We start from the raw sequence: 15,312 nt of genomic DNA on the forward strand, positions 1-15,312 counted from the left end.
CTCGATGGCATGAAGCGAGATGTTGCGGGGATCATTCTGGCTGGCGGCCAGTCCAGACGAATGGGCGGTGGCGACAAGGCCCTGTTGCCGCTTGGCAGCGGTCGCGTGCTTGACCAGGTCCTATCGCGCTTTAGCCCACAGATAGAATCCCAAGCGCTCAGTGCCAATGGCGATCCGGCGCGGTTCTCGCGCTTCGGACTGCCAGTGCTTGCCGACACGGTCACGGGTTTTGCCGGGCCGCTCGCCGGAATCCTGACCGGCCTCGAATGGGCGGCCGCCAACACGGCCTGTAAGGCGGTCGTCACTGCTGCCGGCGACACGCCGTTCCTGCCGCTCGATCTTGTCGAACGGCTGGCCGCCGCCGCCGATCAGTCTCCCGGTTCGATCGCCATCGCTGGTTCGGCCGGCAAGCGGCACCCGACCTTCGCGCTGTGGCCGACGGACTGTCGCGCCGCCTTACGGCGCTTTCTGGTCGATGAGGACGACAGACGGGTTTCGGCTTTCATCGACCGGCATGGTTTTGTCGAGGTCGAATTCCCGGTTCCGCAATCCGAAGGCCAATCGATCGACCCGTTCTTCAACATCAACATGCCTGACGATCTTGTTCAGGCCGAGCGTCTGTTGCAAAGCATGAAGCCATGAACATCTTCGGCATCACCGGCTGGAAGAACTCCGGCAAGACGACACTGACCGAGAAGCTGGTCACCGAACTTGTCCGGCGCGGCTGGAAAGTGTCGACGGTGAAACACGCCCATCATGATTTCGACATCGACAAGCCGGGCGCCGACAGCTTTCGACACCGGCAGGCCGGCGCCACCGAAGTCGCGATCGTGTCCGGCAATCGCTGGGCGTTGATGCACGAACTGCGCGGCGAGCAAGAGCCGACGCTGGAAGCGATTCTGTCACGGCTGGCACCTTGCGATCTGGTGCTGGTCGAAGGCTACAAGCGCGAATCGCATCGCAAGATCGAAACCCGGCGGCTGGAGGCGAAGGACCGCACGCCGCTTTCGGCGGGTGATCCGAACATCGTCGCCGTCGCCGCCGATTTTGCGGCCGAAGGCGAGCACCTGCCGGTGTTCGATCTCAACGATGCAAAGTCGATAGCCGACTTCATCGAGCGCGCCACCGGGCTCGTTGCTTGAGAGCTGACCCAGCGGCAGAATAGCCTTGCCCATTTTTGTGGTTTTGCAGTTGCTTTTTTCTTGGAAAGAGTGGGAGTATCGCTCCAGCGGGCGGTCAAAAGCACCGCCCCACAGAGCCGTTTGGAACGACGGCCGGGACCATAAAGAGAGGACTATCATGCGTATTGCACTGCGTATCGCGCTTGCCGCATCGGCTGCGCTGCTGACGCTCGGCGTAGCCCAGGCCCAGGAAAAGACCCTGAGGATTGGCACCGAGGGCGCCTACCCGCCCTTCAACAACCTCACCGCCGATGGCCAGCTCGTCGGCTTCGACATCGACATCGCCAAGGCGCTTTGTGATCAGATGAAGGTCAAGTGCACCTTCGTCGCCCAGGATTGGGACGGCATCATTCCAGCCCTCCAGGCCGGCAAGTTCGACGCCATCGTCGCTTCGATGTCGATCACGCCAGAGCGGATGCAAAAGGTCGACTTCTCGCACAAATACTACAACACACCGTCGGCCCTAGCCGCGCCGAAGGACACCACGCTGAAGGGCGTGACCAAGGAAGATCTCGCCGGCAAGACTGTCGGCGTCGCCACCACGACGACGCATTTCAATTATGCCTCGAAGACCTTCACCGACAGCACGGTCAAGGGTTATCCGAGCAGCCCGGAGGAACAAGCCGATCTCGCCAACGGCCGGCTTGACGCCATCGAGGATGACATTGTCGTGCTGAGCCAATGGCTGGCCACACCGGACGGTGCCTGCTGCAAGATTCTCGGCACCCCCTCGCCGCAGCCGGTCGAAATCTTCGGACCGGGCGCCGGCATTGCGGTGCGCAAGGGCGAGACGGATCTGGTCAATCAGCTCAACGCGGCCATCGACGCCATCCGCGCCAACGGAAAATACAAGGAAATCAACGACAAGTACTTCAAGTTCGACGTCTTCGGCAGCGGCACCTGATAGGCAGAGGTTAAGGCGGCAGGGGCATTCCCTGCCGCCTTTGCATTCGTTTTCAGGAATGTCGAGGAGATAAGTCTAGTCAATGCAAGGCCCGACCATATGGACGCTTCTCAGCTGGGGACCTGATGGCTGGTCGGACGACATCGCCTATGGGGCGATGGTCACCATCGCACTCGCGCTGGCAACGCTTCCCATCGGTCTGACGATTGGTTTTTTTATAGCGCTGGCCAAACAGTCCGAAGAACCATCGCTGCGTCTTGCCGCCAACATCTACACCACGGTCTTCCGCGGCCTGCCGGAACTGGTGACCCTCTTCCTATTCTTCTTCGGCATGCCAATTCTGCTGCAGCATCTGATCCGATATTTCCGGCCCGATGCGACCATCGACGTCAACAGCTTCGTCGCCGGCATGATCGTGCTGGCACTGATCTTCTCGTCCTATGCCAGCGAGGTTTTCCTGTCGGCCTTCCGCGCCATACCAAAGGGCCAGTATGAGGGTGGCTATTCCATTGGGCTTTCGAACTGGCAGACCATGCGCAAGGTAATCTTGCCGCAGCTGCTTCGTATCGCATTTCCCGGCCTGGAAAACTGCTGGCTCAGCCTGCTCAAAGACACGTCGCTCGTGTCGGTCGTCGGTCTCGCCGAGACGTTGCGCAATGCCGGTGTGGCCGCTCGCGTCACCAAGCATTCGTTCCTGTTTTACAGTTTGGCGGCCCTGGTCTTTCTCGGCCTGGCAATCGTGTCGTCCTTCGCCACCAGTGCGATCCTGCGCTCGCTCGGCAAGCGGGAGGCGCAACGATGAGCGCCTCAGCCACCATGGTCGAACGGCCACCGCCCCGGGCGCGGGGCTGGCCGCGTCCCCGCATTGCCGGCTATGCGCTCGTCTGCCTGTGGATAGCCTTCGGGCTGGGCATCGTTGCCTATCTGGTTCTTGCCTGGAATGCCGCCTTCTTTGCCAAATATGCGCCGGCCTATCTGAAAGGCCTCGGGGTCACCCTGTCGCTGGTCACTATTGCGATGGTGCTTGGTGCGATACTGTCGGTCCCCGTCGCTTACGGCCGCATGTCCAGGAACCGGATCCTGTCCGGCCTCGCCTATTGCTATGTCTACTTTTTCCGCGGCACGCCGCTGCTGGTCCAGACTTTTCTTGTCTATTACGGCGTTGGCTCTTTCCGGCCTGAACTCAGCGAGTTCGGTATTTACCTTCCGGTCATCAGCGATGGGCTGACCTTCGCCCGGTTCACGCTTTGGGATTTTTTCAAGGACGCGTTCAACTGCGGCGTTTTTGCCTTTGCGCTCAACACCGCCGCCTACCAGGCCGAAATCCTGCGTGGCGCCATCGAGAGTGTGCCCAGGGGCCAATGGGAAGGTGCTGCTTCCCTTGGCCTGCACAAAATGCAGACGCTGCGCAAGATCATCCTGCCGCAAGCCTTGATTGTCGCCTTGCGGCCCTATGGCAACGAACTCATCCTGATGATCAAGGCTTCGGCCATTGTCGCCATCATCACCGTCTACGACCTGATGGGCAATGCAAAGCTCGCCTTCGCCAACTCCTTCGACATTCAGGCCTATATCTGGGTCGCCGTCGTCTACCTTGTCATGGTCGAGATATTGCGCCATGGCATCGAATGGATCGAGCGCCGGATCACCATCCACCTGAAACGCTGACAAACTCTGGAATCGAATACAGGCCCAACTGGCTGGCGGCGCGAGCATCTTGACGAATCCGCCGCAGGGCCTAGACCCTCGGCAGCAAATTTCGTTTCGGTCTGAAGGGCAAGCTCATGGCATCTGTGGCATTTCTCGGTCTTGGCGTGATGGGCTATCCGATGGCCGGCCACCTCAGGAACAAGGGTGGCCACGACGTCACCGTCTACAACCGCACCAAGGCCAAGGCCGAACACTGGGTTGGCCAGCATGGCGGCGGCCTCGCGGTGACGCCGGCGCAAGCCGCCAAGGACAAGGATTTCGTCTTCTCTTGCGTTGGCAATGATGACGATTTGCGTTCGGTGACGACAGGTCCGGAAGGCGCCTTCAAATCGATGAAGAAAGGTTCGGTCTTCATCGACAACACCACGGCCTCGGCCGAGGTCGCGCGCGAACTGGCCGCGGAAGCGGAAGCGGGCGGGTTTTCGTTCCTCGATGCGCCGGTCTCCGGCGGCCAGGCCGGCGCCGAGAATGGCCTACTCACCGTAATGGTCGGCGGCGAGCAGGAAGCCTTCGACAAGGCGAGGCCTGTCATCGACGCCTATGCCCGCATGGTCGGCCTGATGGGTCCGGCCGGTGCTGGCCAGCTCACCAAGATGATCAACCAGATCACCATCGCCGGCCTCGTCCAGGGTCTGGCCGAAGGCATCCATTTCGGCAAGAAGGCCGGGCTCGACATCGAGAAGGTCATCGAGGTCATCTCCAAGGGCGCTGCCGGCTCCTGGCAGATGGAGAACCGGCACAAGACCATGAATGCCGGCAAATATGATTTCGGCTTCGCCGTCGATTGGATGCGCAAGGACCTTGGCATTTGCCTGGCCGAAGCCGACCGCAACGGCGCCAGGCTGCCGGTTACCGCACTTGTCGACCAGTTCTACAAGGATGTGCAGGCGATGGGCGGCAAGCGCTGGGACACGTCCTCACTGCTGGCGCGCCTCGAAAAATAGGGGTTCGCGATGGCCGAGCTTTCGCCCCAATCCAGTGCCGGCGAAATCGTCGCGCATCTGCGATCGGTCGGCTCGGAGGAAAATCGCCTTGGCATGCTGCGCTACGGCATCAAGATCGACCGTGCGCTTGGCATCCCGCATGGCGTGCAGCGGCAGATTGCCAAAAAGATCAAGCGCAACCACGAGCGCGCCTTTGAGCTGTGGGCGACTGACATCATGGAGGCGCAGTTCATCGCTTCCGTCACGGCCGACCCGAAGCGGTTTTCTGCCGCGGATGCAAGGCAATGGGCGTCGAGCTTCGACTCCTGGGATATCGTCGATGGCGTTTCTGATCTTTTCGTCGACACGGACGCCTGGAAAGAACTGATTGACGAGTTCGCGGCCGATGAAAGGGAATTCGTTCGACGCACGGCTTTTGCCATGATGGCCTGGTCTGTCGTCCACCGGAAGAATGAGCCGGAGGCAACCTTTCTCGCCTTCCTGCCGATCATCGAAGCGCATGCCACCGACGGCCGCAACTTCGTGAAGAAGGGCGTGAACTGGGCTCTTCGTTCGATCGGCAAACGATCGATGGATATGCACGGTGCTGTCCTTGCTGTCGCCGAAAGGCTCGCGCAATCGACGGACAAGACCGCGCGCTGGATCGGCAAGGATGCGGTGAAGGAACTATCGGATGCCAAGACGATCGAGCGCCTCGCCGCCAGGAAAGGCTGACGGAAGCAAAGTCCGCTTCACGGAAGTGACGCGCTCGACACGCGTCGATTTCGAAAACCTGTTCGAACAGCCGGGCGCACCGAAATATTGCTGGTGCATGGCCTGGCGTCCTCTGCCCAGCCGCGAGCATGTCCAGAACGTCGAGAAAAAGCAGGCCATGATGGCACTTGTCGACTCCGGCACACCGGTCGGGATCCTCGCCCATATTGACGGCAAGACCGTCGGTTGGTGCTCGGTCGCGCCACGCCAGACCTATCGCCGGCTTTCAAGCCAACAGGACGACAGCGAGACCGATATCTGGTCGATTGTTTGTTTTTATGTGCCAAGGGCTCTGCGTGGCGGCGGGCTGGCGTCCGCGCTGCTCGACGCGGCCATTGATCACGCCTTCGCCAAGGGGGCCAAGGCTATCGAGGCTTACCCGGTCGACCAGGCGTCGCCGAGCTACCGTTTCATGGGCTTTCGCGACATGTTTGCGGCATGTGGGTTCCATGAGACCGGCATGGCCGGTTCTCGCCGACATCTGATGCGGCTCGATCGTTGACGCTGGAGTGAGACGCGCTCGAATTGAAAGCGCATCCGCCCCATTCGTCTATCTCCGCGGCCACAAGTGACCGGTGGCTGGGGAATACTTCAGGCCTGTGCATTATAGGGCCGCTACCGTAGCATGGTTGTTATTGGCGTAAGTCGCGAAGGCCGAGTTCTTTCCACATCCATTCGAAGCTATAGGTGGCCATGGGATGGGTAGGATCTGGCTGTTTAGCCGTCTGGTTTTCGAGATATTTTAGCCAATCGGCGGCCTTTTGGCGGCCGGCCGGAGTCTTGGCGGCTTGACGCGGTGTTTTATTCCCCAACATTGCGACCGGTTGGTCGAGAGTATCCAGATAATGGCGATCCAAGAACTCGTGAATGGTCTCTTCGGCGATTTCCGGCGGAATGCTCGATGATGGCGTTTGTGTATGTTTTCCCGGCCGCTCGGCCATCATCTGTTCGACCGTGCGGATTTCGGTAAGGGGCGTCCGCACAAGATCGCCGAGGGCCTGGCGGATCAGGTCCGTCCCATTTTTCGCGCGCGCTGCGGAATTGGCGGACAGGTGCAGCAAGCGGTCCTTCAGTTCGGCATTGCCTATCACGCGCCAACCGCTGTCCATCAGCGTGTCGAGTGTGGTTGCCTCCGCCGTTTTTGGCTTGTCGCTGCCTTGCGGGACCTCCTCCATCCAGTTCCAGAATTTCGCGTTTTCCTGAACCATGCCTGGAATGCTGTTCAACCGGGCAGCGATATCTCGCTGCGCCACACCGGATGCCAAGGGAAAGCGGACATCGTGGAAAACGATATCGTCGCCATCGCTGTTTTGCAGCAATGGCCTTCCCATCGCCCTATCGAGGGTGTCAAACAACCATGACAGAGTGAACATGGATGCCACCGCCTGTAACTCTTCATCCTTCAAGGCAGGTAGCTTCCTTGCATTCCTTTTGCCGAACGTGCCCCGCAGCCCATCGAACAATGTCTCTGTAGCCTGCGGGGTGAACGGCAAAAGGCCGCCCGCAAGGACGTTCTTCCCCATGACAGGTACGATCCGTGCAGCGATCCTGTCCCACTGCTTCAACGTCTTCGTGGCAGTGCCCTCGCTAACCGTGATCGGCTCACCTCCGCGAATAAGATCGCGCGCCATGAGGGATTGTCCTGGCGCTACGTTGCTTACCTCATACAAGCTCATGATGGAGGTGCGCAGCGCCATCATATAGGCTTTGGATTGCGCGGTTTCCTTCCAACCCCGGCGCTTGACATAGTCATCGACGATGTTGCTGGCTTGGCCCTCGAAGTCCTGGGTCAGGAAATCCTCGAAGGCGCAGCCCCAGAGGGTCATTGCCCAATCGTGGCCGAGGGTTTCGGAAAGGTCGTCGAACTCCATGCCGCAGGCATCGAGAGCCGGGCCGAAATGATCGTCGAACACTTCCTCGAAACATCCTCGCCATTCGTCACGGCCAAGGAATTTCATCAGCCCTGTGAGATCATGGCCGGTTGGCATGGTGCTTCTCCAAGTTCTGGCGATGGCGACGACGGACGCGGTCGGTTCGCAGGCATCGTATTGCCGGTCTATTTTCTGCTCCGCTGTTGTGACCGGGCAAGACACTTTCGGCGATTTCCCAGCGTTTGTTCGTATCAAGATTCCCACAAGGATCGCGCCCATTCGACCTGTCGGCGCGAAGCCTGGGTAGTGCACCACCCAATCCGCCGCTCGAATTGCGTGCAAGAGCGAAGATGTGCATTCACGGCACGACATATTCTGACATCAAATGCTAGAATTACGACGAGTTTGACTCGATCCCGGCGACAGATTGGCCAAGAATGGAGCCCATGAGCAATAGCTTCAAATCAGGTGCGATCCTGGCTGCGGCATTTGGCATTTTCGTCGGCCATGCCTCTGCCGAGACCGCGCACATATTCTGGAAGGATCTGCGCCCGGCGACCCAGGCCGCCGCCGAAGGCGCCGGACTGCCGATGATCGCGGCAAAAATGCCCGACCACGGCGAGACGCTGTCCCTCAATCTGCAGGATAAAACGATTCAGTTAGCCGGCTATGCACTTCCGGTCGACCGCGACGGCGACCTTGTCTATCAGTTCCTGTTGGTGCCGTGGACGGGCGCCTGCAGCCACATGCCGACGCCGCCGCCCAACCAGATCGTGCTGGTCACGCCGACCCACCCTTACAAGCTTTCGGAAGCCTACCAGCCGGTCTTGGTTACCGGGGCGCTGAAGCCGGACATGGAAAAGAGCCAGCTCTTCATTCTCGACGGCATCAGCGTCATCCAGTCCGGTTACATCGTACGCAAGGCCGAGGTGGTGAGCGTCGACAGCGTGCCGGACACGATCACGCTGCCGGTGAACTCACCCTGGAGTTTCCTCAACAAGAAGAAGAAGAACTGAGCGGCCCCGTTAGAGTGGTTCATCGTTTCACGGAAACGCAGAACCGCTCTACCTCTTTGGTTTTGACGCAATTCCGGACGGAAAACCGCTACCCACTTTTCCTGGAATTGCTCTAGCTCAAGCGGCGTTGGCGCCCGATTCCTTGTCCAGCACCATGTAGTCGAGCGGAATCTCGGTCGTGTACTTGATCTGCTCCATGGCGAACGACGACGACACGTCACGAATCTCGATCTTGGCGATCAGCCGTTTGTAGAAGGCATCGTAGGCGGCGATGTCGGGCACGACGACGCGCAAGAGATAGTCGACATCGCCGCTCATGCGGTAGAATTCGACCACTTCCGGAAACTCCTGGATGACCTCGGAAAACCGCCGCAGCCATTCATGGCTGTGCGAATTGGTGCGGATCGAGACGAAGACGGTGACCCGCACATTGACCTTCTCATGGTCGAGAATGGCGACACGCCGCTTGATGACGCCCTCTTCCTCGAGCTTCTGGATGCGCCGCCAGCAAGGTGTCGTCGACAGTCCGACTTTCTTGGCAACGTCGGCGACCGCGAGTGTCGCGTCCTCCTGCAAAAGGCGGAGAATTTTTCTATCAAGGCGGTCCATTTTTTGCTCCTGATGCATGTCGCCGGGGTAACGACATGCGGAAAACAAGAATTCAAAGCGCGTCACGGCTTCCCTTCAGTCGCGGCGCGCTATGGGGAATAGATTGGCTATATTCCGCCTTATCAGGGCCTTTCACAAGAAAGAAATTCTGCCGATCGGGCGAAAAGCGAGTGTTTTCTTGCTGAAAGGTCAGTCGAGACGATAGCGAATTTCCGATCTCAGGAATGGCAGCAAATCCATTTCAAACCATGGATTCTTCTTCAGCCAGCCGGTGTTGCGCCACGACGGATGTGGCAGCGGCAGCACCTTTTGACTGCCGGGCGCGTCCCAGATGGCGCGCCAATCCATCACCGTTTCCGTCAGCGAGGGCCGGCGCGCCGTACCCATGTGCCAGGACTGCGCATAGATGCCGATCGTCAGCACCAGATCGATCCGTGGCATCAGGGCCATCAAAGGCGCGCGCCAGGCCGGCGCGCATTCGCGCCGTGGCGGCAGGTCGCCGCCCTTGGCATCCTGGCCGGGAAAGCAAAAGCCCATCGGCACGATGGCGAATTTTTCGATGTCGTAGAATTCGTCGCTTGTCACCCCGAGCCAGCTGCGCAAGCGGTCGCCGGAGGCGTCGGTGAACGGCATGCCTGACAGATGCACCTTGGTCCCCGGCGCCTGGCTGGCGATCAGGATGCGGGCGCTGGACGAGGGGCGCAGCACCGGCCGCGGTTCGTGCGGCAACGGCCGTCCGATCGGATTTTCGACGCAAATGCGGCAAGCCCGAACCGTCGCGGCAAAACTATCGAGTTCCGCGGTCATTCTCAGGCCGCTGCACTCGGCCGGCTCGAAACCGTTTGATACCAACGCAGCACATTTTCGCACTCTTCCGGCACTTTGATGCGCGCCGGTTTCATGAAGTCGATGGCGATCATCCCGGTGATGTCGGCGATCGAATAGGCGTCGCCGGCGGCGAAGTCCCGGTTCGCCAGCTCATCGTCGAGGAGTTTCAGGAATTCGACCGCCTTCGATTTGTTGGCTTCGCCCCATTCGGCGATCTGCGGGATTTCCCACTCCTTCATGGCCGGATGGATGTGACGAAAGGCCTGCGCGACGCAACTGAGCAGGTTGAATTCCATCCGTCTCTGCCACATCTCGACCTGCGCCTTGCCGAGCGCGCCACGCCCGAACAAGGACGGCTCGGGATGCAACTCCTCGAAATAGCGGCAGATGGCGACGGATTCGGTGATGATCGTGCCATCGTCGAGTTCCAGCACCGGCAGGCGCTGCAGGGGGTTGCGCGAACTCACCGCCTGTTGTCTGTGCTCCAGCGCGCCCATGTCGACGGACACCAAGGGTATAGCGATGCCTTTCTCGGCAAGGAAAACCCGGACCCGCCGTGGATTGGGCGCCCGGCCACCGTCGAAGAGCTTCATTCCATCCTCCCTTTTCGTTTCTCGACTCAGTTCCAAGATGCGCCTCACCAGAAGCGAAAGACCTCGCGCATGGCATCGCCGATCGATGCCAATGTGCCGTGCTTTCTCTCGACGACTTCGCCGTGATGGCTGTCGCGCCAGTCCTGCGGCTGGTCGAATGTACCCGCCCAGATGCCGGCCTTTCCCGCGCGGGCGATAGCTTCCTCGCTGTCGAAGTCGCCATAGGCAACCGCCCAGCCCGCTTCGACCTGGGCACGGTTGAGATCCTTGCCGCCGGCGGTGCAGTCACCAAGCAACCGGCCGTAGCGGTCTCGCTGCCAACCGGTGCAGGAAACCGGTTTACCGGCGATCAGCCGCACCAGCGACTGGCGTGCAAGTGTGCCACAGGGGTAGTCGGCGCCATTCCTGCGGCAGGTCTGCGAATATTCCGGAGCGTCGATGCCGCGCATGCGGATGCGCTCGGCGCCAAGCGTGATCGAATCGCCATCGTTGACGATCGCCGCACCTTCCGTCTTGCGCGTCTCCACCCGGTCGAGGCGGGCTGCGAGCAGGATCAGCAGTCCAAGAATGATGACGGCAAGCCCATAATCCGCCAGCCGGCGCCACAGGCTTCGGGGCGGCGCGGCGTATCGCCGGCGCGGCCTTGGGCCCCATGAACGGCTCATATGGCAAACGGTTGGTTAATCATTCGAACGTAGCTTAACACTTGGAAACCGCTGCTCGCATAAATTGAAGTTTTGATGCCCTTGCAACGCTCGAACACAGCGGACAAGTTCATTGTGGACCGCAGGAAACGTCATCGCAACAGTGATGTCGCGCGTGCGGTGCGCAAGACGCGCGACCGTCTTTCGCAGCAGGCCGGTAATCCCGATTTCGATCGCGAACTGCTAAAACTCCACGCCCGCGCGATGACCAGCGGCGCCATCGCCATCCCGCTGCTCGTCCTGGCGATCGCGGCAGCCGGCCGGCTTGCCGGCGTCGACAATGAGATCGGCCTCTGGGCACTGTTCACGCTCACCTGCTACACCATCGTCGCCTTCATGGCGCGGCGCATTGAGCGAACTGAAGCTTCCGCGCTCAACCCTTTGCAAACACGAAGAGAATTCCTGGTCGGCCATTTCCTGTGCGGTCTCGGCTGGGGCTGGTTCGTCTGGCTCGGTTGCGGCGCCTGTCAGGTCGACCAGTTCCAGACGGTCAAGGCTGCGGTGCTGCTGTTGGCCATGGCGGCGACCGCGGTGATGACCTCATCGTTGCGCGGCGCCTTGCTGGTTACCTTTGCCGTTCCGGTGGCGCTCTACGCCTATGCCGGGGCCAAGCTTTGGATGCCTGTCGAGGCGGTCATGGCCGGGCTGCTGGTCGTATCGCTGCCCTTCTTCGCCTATGTCGCCCGTCACCTCAACCGCGCGTCCCTGATGCTGTTGTCGTTCCGCTCGGAGAAGGATGCGCTGATCGCTGAGCTGGAGACGGCGAAATCGATGTCGGACGAGGCACGGCGGCGGGCCGAAGACGCCAATCTGGCGAAGTCGCGGTTCCTCGCTTCGATGAGCCACGAATTGCGCACGCCGCTCAACGCCATTCTCGGCTTCTCCGAGGTGATGTCGAACGAGGTGCTAGGCCCGATGAGCAATCCCACCTATCGCGACTACGCCCATGACGTGCATGAATCCGGCCAGCATCTGCTCGACCTGATCAACGAGATCCTCGACCTGTCGCGCATCGAGGCCGGCCGCTACCAGCTCAATGAAGAGCCGGTGATGCTGCTCGGCATCGTCGAGGATTGCTGCCACATGATGGAATTGAAGGCGCGCAACAAGGATATCCGCGTCGTCCAGGATTTCGAGCATGAGCTGCCGCGCCTGTTCGCCGACGAGCGGGCGGTGCGGCAGATCACGCTCAACCTTCTGTCGAATGCCATCAAATTCACCGCCACCGGCGGCGAAATCCGCGTCCGCGTCGGCTGGACGGCGGGCGGTGGCCAATACATTTCGATCAAGGACAATGGGCCGGGCATACCCGAAGACGAAATCCCGATTGTGCTCTCGGCCTTCGGCCAGGGCTCGATTGCCATCAAGAGTGCCGAGCAAGGCACCGGGCTTGGCCTGCCGATCGTGCAAGGGCTGCTGGCCATGCATGGTGGCGAGTTCGAACTTCACTCCAAACTGCGCGAAGGCACCGAGGCGATCGCCATCTTCCCGCTGAGCCGGGTGATGGAGGAATTGCCCGCGCTGCCGACCGCGGCGGTGGCGGCGCGACGGCGATAGATCCTCATCCTTGCTTCCTGATGTCTTACGCCGACACGCAAGACCCGACTGACGCTCGCCCGGCTTCCCCGTTTGACGGCTTCTTCGGTTTGCTCGGTAGTCCGGTCCAGAACTGCCAAGATAAAAGTGCACTATCCCGTAATCCAACTGCGTGGCCGGCTTAAAGTTTGATCCCGCAAATCACGCAGTAACATGTCGAGTACAGCGGCCAGGTGAGACTGTCGCGACGCGGAGGATGACGGTCCGAACCCGACACGCTCATATACATACGACACGGGAATTGGCCTGCATCCGACACTCCACCGCTGAACAGTAAAAGCGACAGGAGCAGTGCAGAGAACGCAGCGACGAGTACGAGAGGATCCTTCATCGGCATCTATTTACTTCGTTGCCGTGTTGCATTCAACGCAATGCCGCAGAATTGATTAACAGAGCTGACTCAAAAACAGCACCAACGGCCGTAGCGAGCAAGATTACGATGACGCTATTTCTTCGCGTTTGCTGGACTAGCCACGCACCGCCGCCGCCATGCCTGAACTGGTCAGCGCCGCCGCCTTGACCAGACCCGCGGCAAGAGCGGCCCCTGCCCCTTCGCCGTGGCCGATGCCGAAATCAAGCAGTGGGCGAAGACCGAGGCGCTCAGTGGCCCGGGCGTGCGCGGGCTCCGGCGACAGGCTGGCAAGAAGACAATGGTCGAGTGCCGTGGGGTTGGCGGCATGCAGCACCGCTGCGGCAGCCGTTGCGGCAAATCCGTCGAGCAGCACCGGTATCTTCTGCATCCGTGCGGCGAGGATGGCGCCGGCAATCGCCGCGAACTCACGGCCGCCGACCCGGCGCAATGCCTCTAGCGGGTCGCCGAGATGGCCGCCATGAAAGGCCAGCGCCGCATCGACCACGTCAGCCTTGCGGGCCTGCATCGCCCCATCGGCGCCGGATCCAGGCCCGACCCAGTCGGCACCCCTGCCCCCGAACAGTGCCGCAAACAGAGCGGCTGCGACGGTGGAGTTGCCGACACCGAGATCGCCGAGGCAAAGCAGATCGGTGCCGCCGGCGATCGCTTCCATGCCGAAGGCCATGGTGGCTGCGCAGCCGCGCTCGTCGAGCGCTGCATCCTCTGATATGTCGGCGGTCGGGATGTGCAGGGCAAGATCGAAAACCTTCAGCCCAAGATCGTTGGCGATGCAGATCTGGTTGATCGCGGCCCCGCCGGCGGCGCAAAGCTCGACCGCATTGGCGGTCGCCGCCACCGGCCGTGGCGAAATCCCCTGCCTGATGACACCGTGATTGCCGGCAAAGACCGCCATCAACGGCCTTGTCACGGCTGGTGGAGCCCGCCCGCTCCAGGCGGCCAGCCAGGCAGCGATGTCTTCGATGCGGCCAAGTGAATTGCCGGGCTTGTCGGCCTTGGCGAACAGCGTACGCACGCGCGTCTCGGCTGTCGTGTCGGCCGCCGGCAAATTGGCCAGGAGGTTGCGAAAATCATCGAAAGGCAGTGCGCTGGTCATGTCGTCGGCGATCATTCCCTGGAGTTGGGGAGCGGCATAGCCGCCTTGCAAGGTCGGCACAACCTCCCGGGTCGTCCTCCACCATTACCGCGAAGGCGGCAACGGAGGGCGCAATTGCGAGGGCTTGCATTGGCTTTGCGGTTGCACCATGTGGAGATGAAATAGGGAAACCCTCAAGAGAAAGTCGTGACGGCCATCGAATCCCCCTGCATCCTGGTTTGTTCGATCGACATGAAAACCGGCTTCTGCTTCGGTTGCGGTCGCACGCGCGAGGAAATCGGCGCCTGGATGGGAATGACGCCGGAAACGCGCCGCTCCATCATGGCTGAATTGCCTGCCCGGTTGGACACTGTCGAACGCCGGCCGCGCCGGGAAACGCGCCGCACCCGCATGGCGCGCGAACGCGACGTGCTGTCGTGAGGTGCGGATGAGCCGGCTGTTCTGGGTACTGATTGGCGTGATCGGGGTGGGAGTGGTCCTGCTCATGCTCAACGATTCCGCCGGCAGCACGCTCGGCGTCGAGAATTACGATTTCAGCCGGCTGATCTGGCTTGGCGCCTTCGGCGCCCTGATCGGCGCCGGCCTGCTTCGCTCGGGCCGGCCGCTGGGTGCCATGGCCCGCAACCTCGGCGCCTGGGCGGCCATCGTGCTGGTGCTGATCGCCGGCTACCAGTATCGTTACGAATTGCAGGATATCGCCAGCCGGGTGACCGCGGGCCTTGTTCCTGGCAGCCCGCTGGCGCTGGGCGTCGAGGACGGTCACGCCACGGTGACGCTCGACAAGGCGGACAATGGCCATTTCGAAGCCCGCATCCTGGTCAACGGCAACCCGGTGCGGGCCGTGGTCGACACCGGCGCGACCAGCACCGTGCTGACGTCCGAGGACGCGCAAGCCGCCGGCTTCAATCCAGCCGCGCTCAACTACACCATACCGGTTTCAACCGCCAACGGCATGGCGCGCGCCGCGGCCGTGAGGACCGATCAACTGGCGATCGGCGGCATCGTGCGCAAGGACATGTCGGTGATGGTCGCAGCACCCGGCATGCTCAGCCAGAGCCTGCTCGGCATGAATTTCATCGGCTCGCTGTCGGGCTTCGACGTGCGCGGCGACCGCATGATCCTCAGGGACTGAAGCTA

The 15,312-nt window shown here is 61.1% G+C and carries 18 protein-coding genes; 12 read left to right on the forward strand and 6 right to left on the reverse strand.

The features are described from left to right. The first annotated feature begins 9 nt into the window (after positions 1 to 9). From mobA to BPNPMPFG_RS04755, 8 genes are all read left to right on the forward strand, one after another. Positions 10 to 642, forward strand: coding sequence for a molybdenum cofactor guanylyltransferase MobA (gene mobA, locus BPNPMPFG_RS04720; RefSeq protein WP_258593470.1), 633 nt, complete (start codon positions 10 to 12; stop codon positions 640 to 642). After that, a complete protein-coding gene (gene mobB / locus BPNPMPFG_RS04725; protein WP_258593471.1) occupies positions 639 to 1,142 on the forward strand; it encodes a molybdopterin-guanine dinucleotide biosynthesis protein B in 504 nt (167 codons plus the stop codon). The genes mobA and mobB overlap by 4 nt, the downstream gene beginning before the upstream one ends. A gap of 157 nt (positions 1,143 to 1,299) precedes the next feature. After that, positions 1,300 to 2,085, forward strand: coding sequence for an ABC transporter substrate-binding protein (locus tag BPNPMPFG_RS04730; protein ID WP_258593473.1), 786 nt, complete (start codon positions 1,300 to 1,302; stop codon positions 2,083 to 2,085). A gap of 82 nt (positions 2,086 to 2,167) precedes the next feature. Continuing rightward, the gene (locus BPNPMPFG_RS04735) at positions 2,168 to 2,887 is read left to right on the forward strand and encodes an ABC transporter permease (RefSeq protein WP_258593474.1); all 720 of its coding nucleotides are present in this window, start codon (positions 2,168 to 2,170) and stop codon (positions 2,885 to 2,887) included. Beyond that, the gene (locus BPNPMPFG_RS04740; protein ID WP_258593475.1) at positions 2,884 to 3,753 is read left to right on the forward strand and encodes an ABC transporter permease; all 870 of its coding nucleotides are present in this window, start codon (positions 2,884 to 2,886) and stop codon (positions 3,751 to 3,753) included. The genes BPNPMPFG_RS04735 and BPNPMPFG_RS04740 overlap by 4 nt, the downstream gene beginning before the upstream one ends. 116 nt (positions 3,754 to 3,869) lie before the next feature. After that, complete coding sequence (locus BPNPMPFG_RS04745; RefSeq protein ID WP_258593476.1) at positions 3,870 to 4,739, forward strand: NAD(P)-dependent oxidoreductase; 870 nt, start codon at positions 3,870 to 3,872, stop codon at positions 4,737 to 4,739. Positions 4,740 to 4,748: 9 nt separating this feature from the next. Next, positions 4,749 to 5,453, forward strand: a complete 705-nt coding sequence (locus BPNPMPFG_RS04750) for a DNA alkylation repair protein (protein ID WP_258593477.1) — start codon at positions 4,749 to 4,751, stop codon at positions 5,451 to 5,453. Next, positions 5,413 to 5,994, forward strand: coding sequence for a GNAT family N-acetyltransferase (locus BPNPMPFG_RS04755; protein WP_258593479.1), 582 nt, complete (start codon positions 5,413 to 5,415; stop codon positions 5,992 to 5,994). The genes BPNPMPFG_RS04750 and BPNPMPFG_RS04755 overlap by 41 nt, the downstream gene beginning before the upstream one ends. 130 nt (positions 5,995 to 6,124) lie before the next feature. On the opposite strand, the gene BPNPMPFG_RS04760 is transcribed toward BPNPMPFG_RS04755, so the two are convergent. Then, positions 6,125 to 7,480: a DUF7986 domain-containing protein gene (locus tag BPNPMPFG_RS04760; protein WP_258593480.1), complete on the reverse strand. Its 1,356-nt coding sequence runs from the start codon at positions 7,478 to 7,480 to the stop codon at positions 6,125 to 6,127. Between the two features lie 329 nt (positions 7,481 to 7,809). Here BPNPMPFG_RS04760 and BPNPMPFG_RS04765 point away from each other — a divergent pair, with 329 nt between their 5' ends. Beyond that, positions 7,810 to 8,379 (forward strand): DUF3299 domain-containing protein, encoded by a 570-nt coding sequence (locus tag BPNPMPFG_RS04765; protein ID WP_258593481.1) that lies wholly within the window; start codon positions 7,810 to 7,812, stop codon positions 8,377 to 8,379. Positions 8,380 to 8,496: 117 nt separating this feature from the next. On the opposite strand, the gene BPNPMPFG_RS04770 is transcribed toward BPNPMPFG_RS04765, so the two are convergent. From BPNPMPFG_RS04770 to BPNPMPFG_RS04785, 4 genes are all read right to left on the reverse strand, one after another. Further along, positions 8,497 to 8,988, reverse strand: coding sequence for an Lrp/AsnC family transcriptional regulator (locus tag BPNPMPFG_RS04770; protein WP_006205209.1), 492 nt, complete (start codon positions 8,986 to 8,988; stop codon positions 8,497 to 8,499). A 189-nt stretch (positions 8,989 to 9,177) separates the two neighbouring features. Continuing rightward, entirely contained in the window at positions 9,178 to 9,795 is a 618-nt protein-coding gene (locus tag BPNPMPFG_RS04775; RefSeq protein ID WP_413776833.1) for a uracil-DNA glycosylase family protein, read from the reverse strand. 2 nt (positions 9,796 to 9,797) lie between these two features. Then, complete coding sequence (locus BPNPMPFG_RS04780) at positions 9,798 to 10,409, reverse strand: glutathione S-transferase (RefSeq protein WP_258593489.1); 612 nt, start codon at positions 10,407 to 10,409, stop codon at positions 9,798 to 9,800. A gap of 44 nt (positions 10,410 to 10,453) precedes the next feature. After that, positions 10,454 to 11,074 (reverse strand): thermonuclease family protein, encoded by a 621-nt coding sequence (locus BPNPMPFG_RS04785; protein ID WP_258593491.1) that lies wholly within the window; start codon positions 11,072 to 11,074, stop codon positions 10,454 to 10,456. Between the two features lie 75 nt (positions 11,075 to 11,149). Here BPNPMPFG_RS04785 and BPNPMPFG_RS04790 point away from each other — a divergent pair, with 75 nt between their 5' ends. After that, entirely contained in the window at positions 11,150 to 12,670 is a 1,521-nt protein-coding gene (locus tag BPNPMPFG_RS04790; RefSeq protein WP_258593496.1) for a sensor histidine kinase, read from the forward strand. 506 nt (positions 12,671 to 13,176) lie between these two features. Here the strand turns inward: BPNPMPFG_RS04790 and BPNPMPFG_RS04795 are convergent. Next, a complete protein-coding gene (locus BPNPMPFG_RS04795; RefSeq protein ID WP_258597063.1) occupies positions 13,177 to 14,175 on the reverse strand; it encodes a nicotinate-nucleotide--dimethylbenzimidazole phosphoribosyltransferase in 999 nt (332 codons plus the stop codon). Between the two features lie 186 nt (positions 14,176 to 14,361). Between BPNPMPFG_RS04795 and BPNPMPFG_RS04800 the strand changes: the two genes are divergently transcribed. Continuing rightward, positions 14,362 to 14,595 carry a DUF1289 domain-containing protein gene (locus BPNPMPFG_RS04800; RefSeq protein ID WP_258593498.1) on the forward strand — a complete coding sequence of 78 codons (234 nt, stop codon included), beginning with the start codon at positions 14,362 to 14,364 and terminating at the stop codon, positions 14,593 to 14,595. Positions 14,596 to 14,602: 7 nt separating this feature from the next. Further along, complete coding sequence (locus BPNPMPFG_RS04805) at positions 14,603 to 15,307, forward strand: TIGR02281 family clan AA aspartic protease (RefSeq protein ID WP_258593500.1); 705 nt, start codon at positions 14,603 to 14,605, stop codon at positions 15,305 to 15,307. Positions 15,308 to 15,312: the final 5 nt, after the last annotated feature.

The sequence above is a fragment of the Mesorhizobium sp. AR07 genome, assembly GCF_024746815.1.
GTDB lineage: Bacteria > Pseudomonadota > Alphaproteobacteria > Rhizobiales > Rhizobiaceae > Mesorhizobium.

Coding starts and splice junctions, on each gene's coding strand:
- BPNPMPFG_RS04760 (WP_258593480.1), bottom strand. CDS start 7,480: ATGCCAACCGGCCATGATCTCACAGGGCTGATGAAATTCCTTGGCCGT.
- BPNPMPFG_RS04795 (WP_258597063.1), bottom strand. CDS start 14,175: ATGACCAGCGCACTGCCTTTCGATGATTTTCGCAACCTCCTGGCCAAT.
- BPNPMPFG_RS04790 (WP_258593496.1), top strand. CDS start 11,150: ATGCCCTTGCAACGCTCGAACACAGCGGACAAGTTCATTGTGGACCGC.
- mobA (WP_258593470.1), top strand. CDS start 10: ATGAAGCGAGATGTTGCGGGGATCATTCTGGCTGGCGGCCAGTCCAGA.
- BPNPMPFG_RS04745 (WP_258593476.1), top strand. CDS start 3,870: ATGGCATCTGTGGCATTTCTCGGTCTTGGCGTGATGGGCTATCCGATG.
- BPNPMPFG_RS04730 (WP_258593473.1), top strand. CDS start 1,300: ATGCGTATTGCACTGCGTATCGCGCTTGCCGCATCGGCTGCGCTGCTG.
- BPNPMPFG_RS04770 (WP_006205209.1), bottom strand. CDS start 8,988: ATGGACCGCCTTGATAGAAAAATTCTCCGCCTTTTGCAGGAGGACGCG.
- BPNPMPFG_RS04750 (WP_258593477.1), top strand. CDS start 4,749: ATGGCCGAGCTTTCGCCCCAATCCAGTGCCGGCGAAATCGTCGCGCAT.
- mobB (WP_258593471.1), top strand. CDS start 639: ATGAACATCTTCGGCATCACCGGCTGGAAGAACTCCGGCAAGACGACA.
- BPNPMPFG_RS04785 (WP_258593491.1), bottom strand. CDS start 11,074: ATGAGCCGTTCATGGGGCCCAAGGCCGCGCCGGCGATACGCCGCGCCG.
- BPNPMPFG_RS04780 (WP_258593489.1), bottom strand. CDS start 10,409: ATGAAGCTCTTCGACGGTGGCCGGGCGCCCAATCCACGGCGGGTCCGG.
- BPNPMPFG_RS04735 (WP_258593474.1), top strand. CDS start 2,168: ATGCAAGGCCCGACCATATGGACGCTTCTCAGCTGGGGACCTGATGGC.
- BPNPMPFG_RS04775 (WP_413776833.1), bottom strand. CDS start 9,795: ATGACCGCGGAACTCGATAGTTTTGCCGCGACGGTTCGGGCTTGCCGC.
- BPNPMPFG_RS04805 (WP_258593500.1), top strand. CDS start 14,603: ATGAGCCGGCTGTTCTGGGTACTGATTGGCGTGATCGGGGTGGGAGTG.
- BPNPMPFG_RS04755 (WP_258593479.1), top strand. CDS start 5,413: ATGCCAAGACGATCGAGCGCCTCGCCGCCAGGAAAGGCTGACGGAAGC.
- BPNPMPFG_RS04765 (WP_258593481.1), top strand. CDS start 7,810: ATGAGCAATAGCTTCAAATCAGGTGCGATCCTGGCTGCGGCATTTGGC.
- BPNPMPFG_RS04740 (WP_258593475.1), top strand. CDS start 2,884: ATGAGCGCCTCAGCCACCATGGTCGAACGGCCACCGCCCCGGGCGCGG.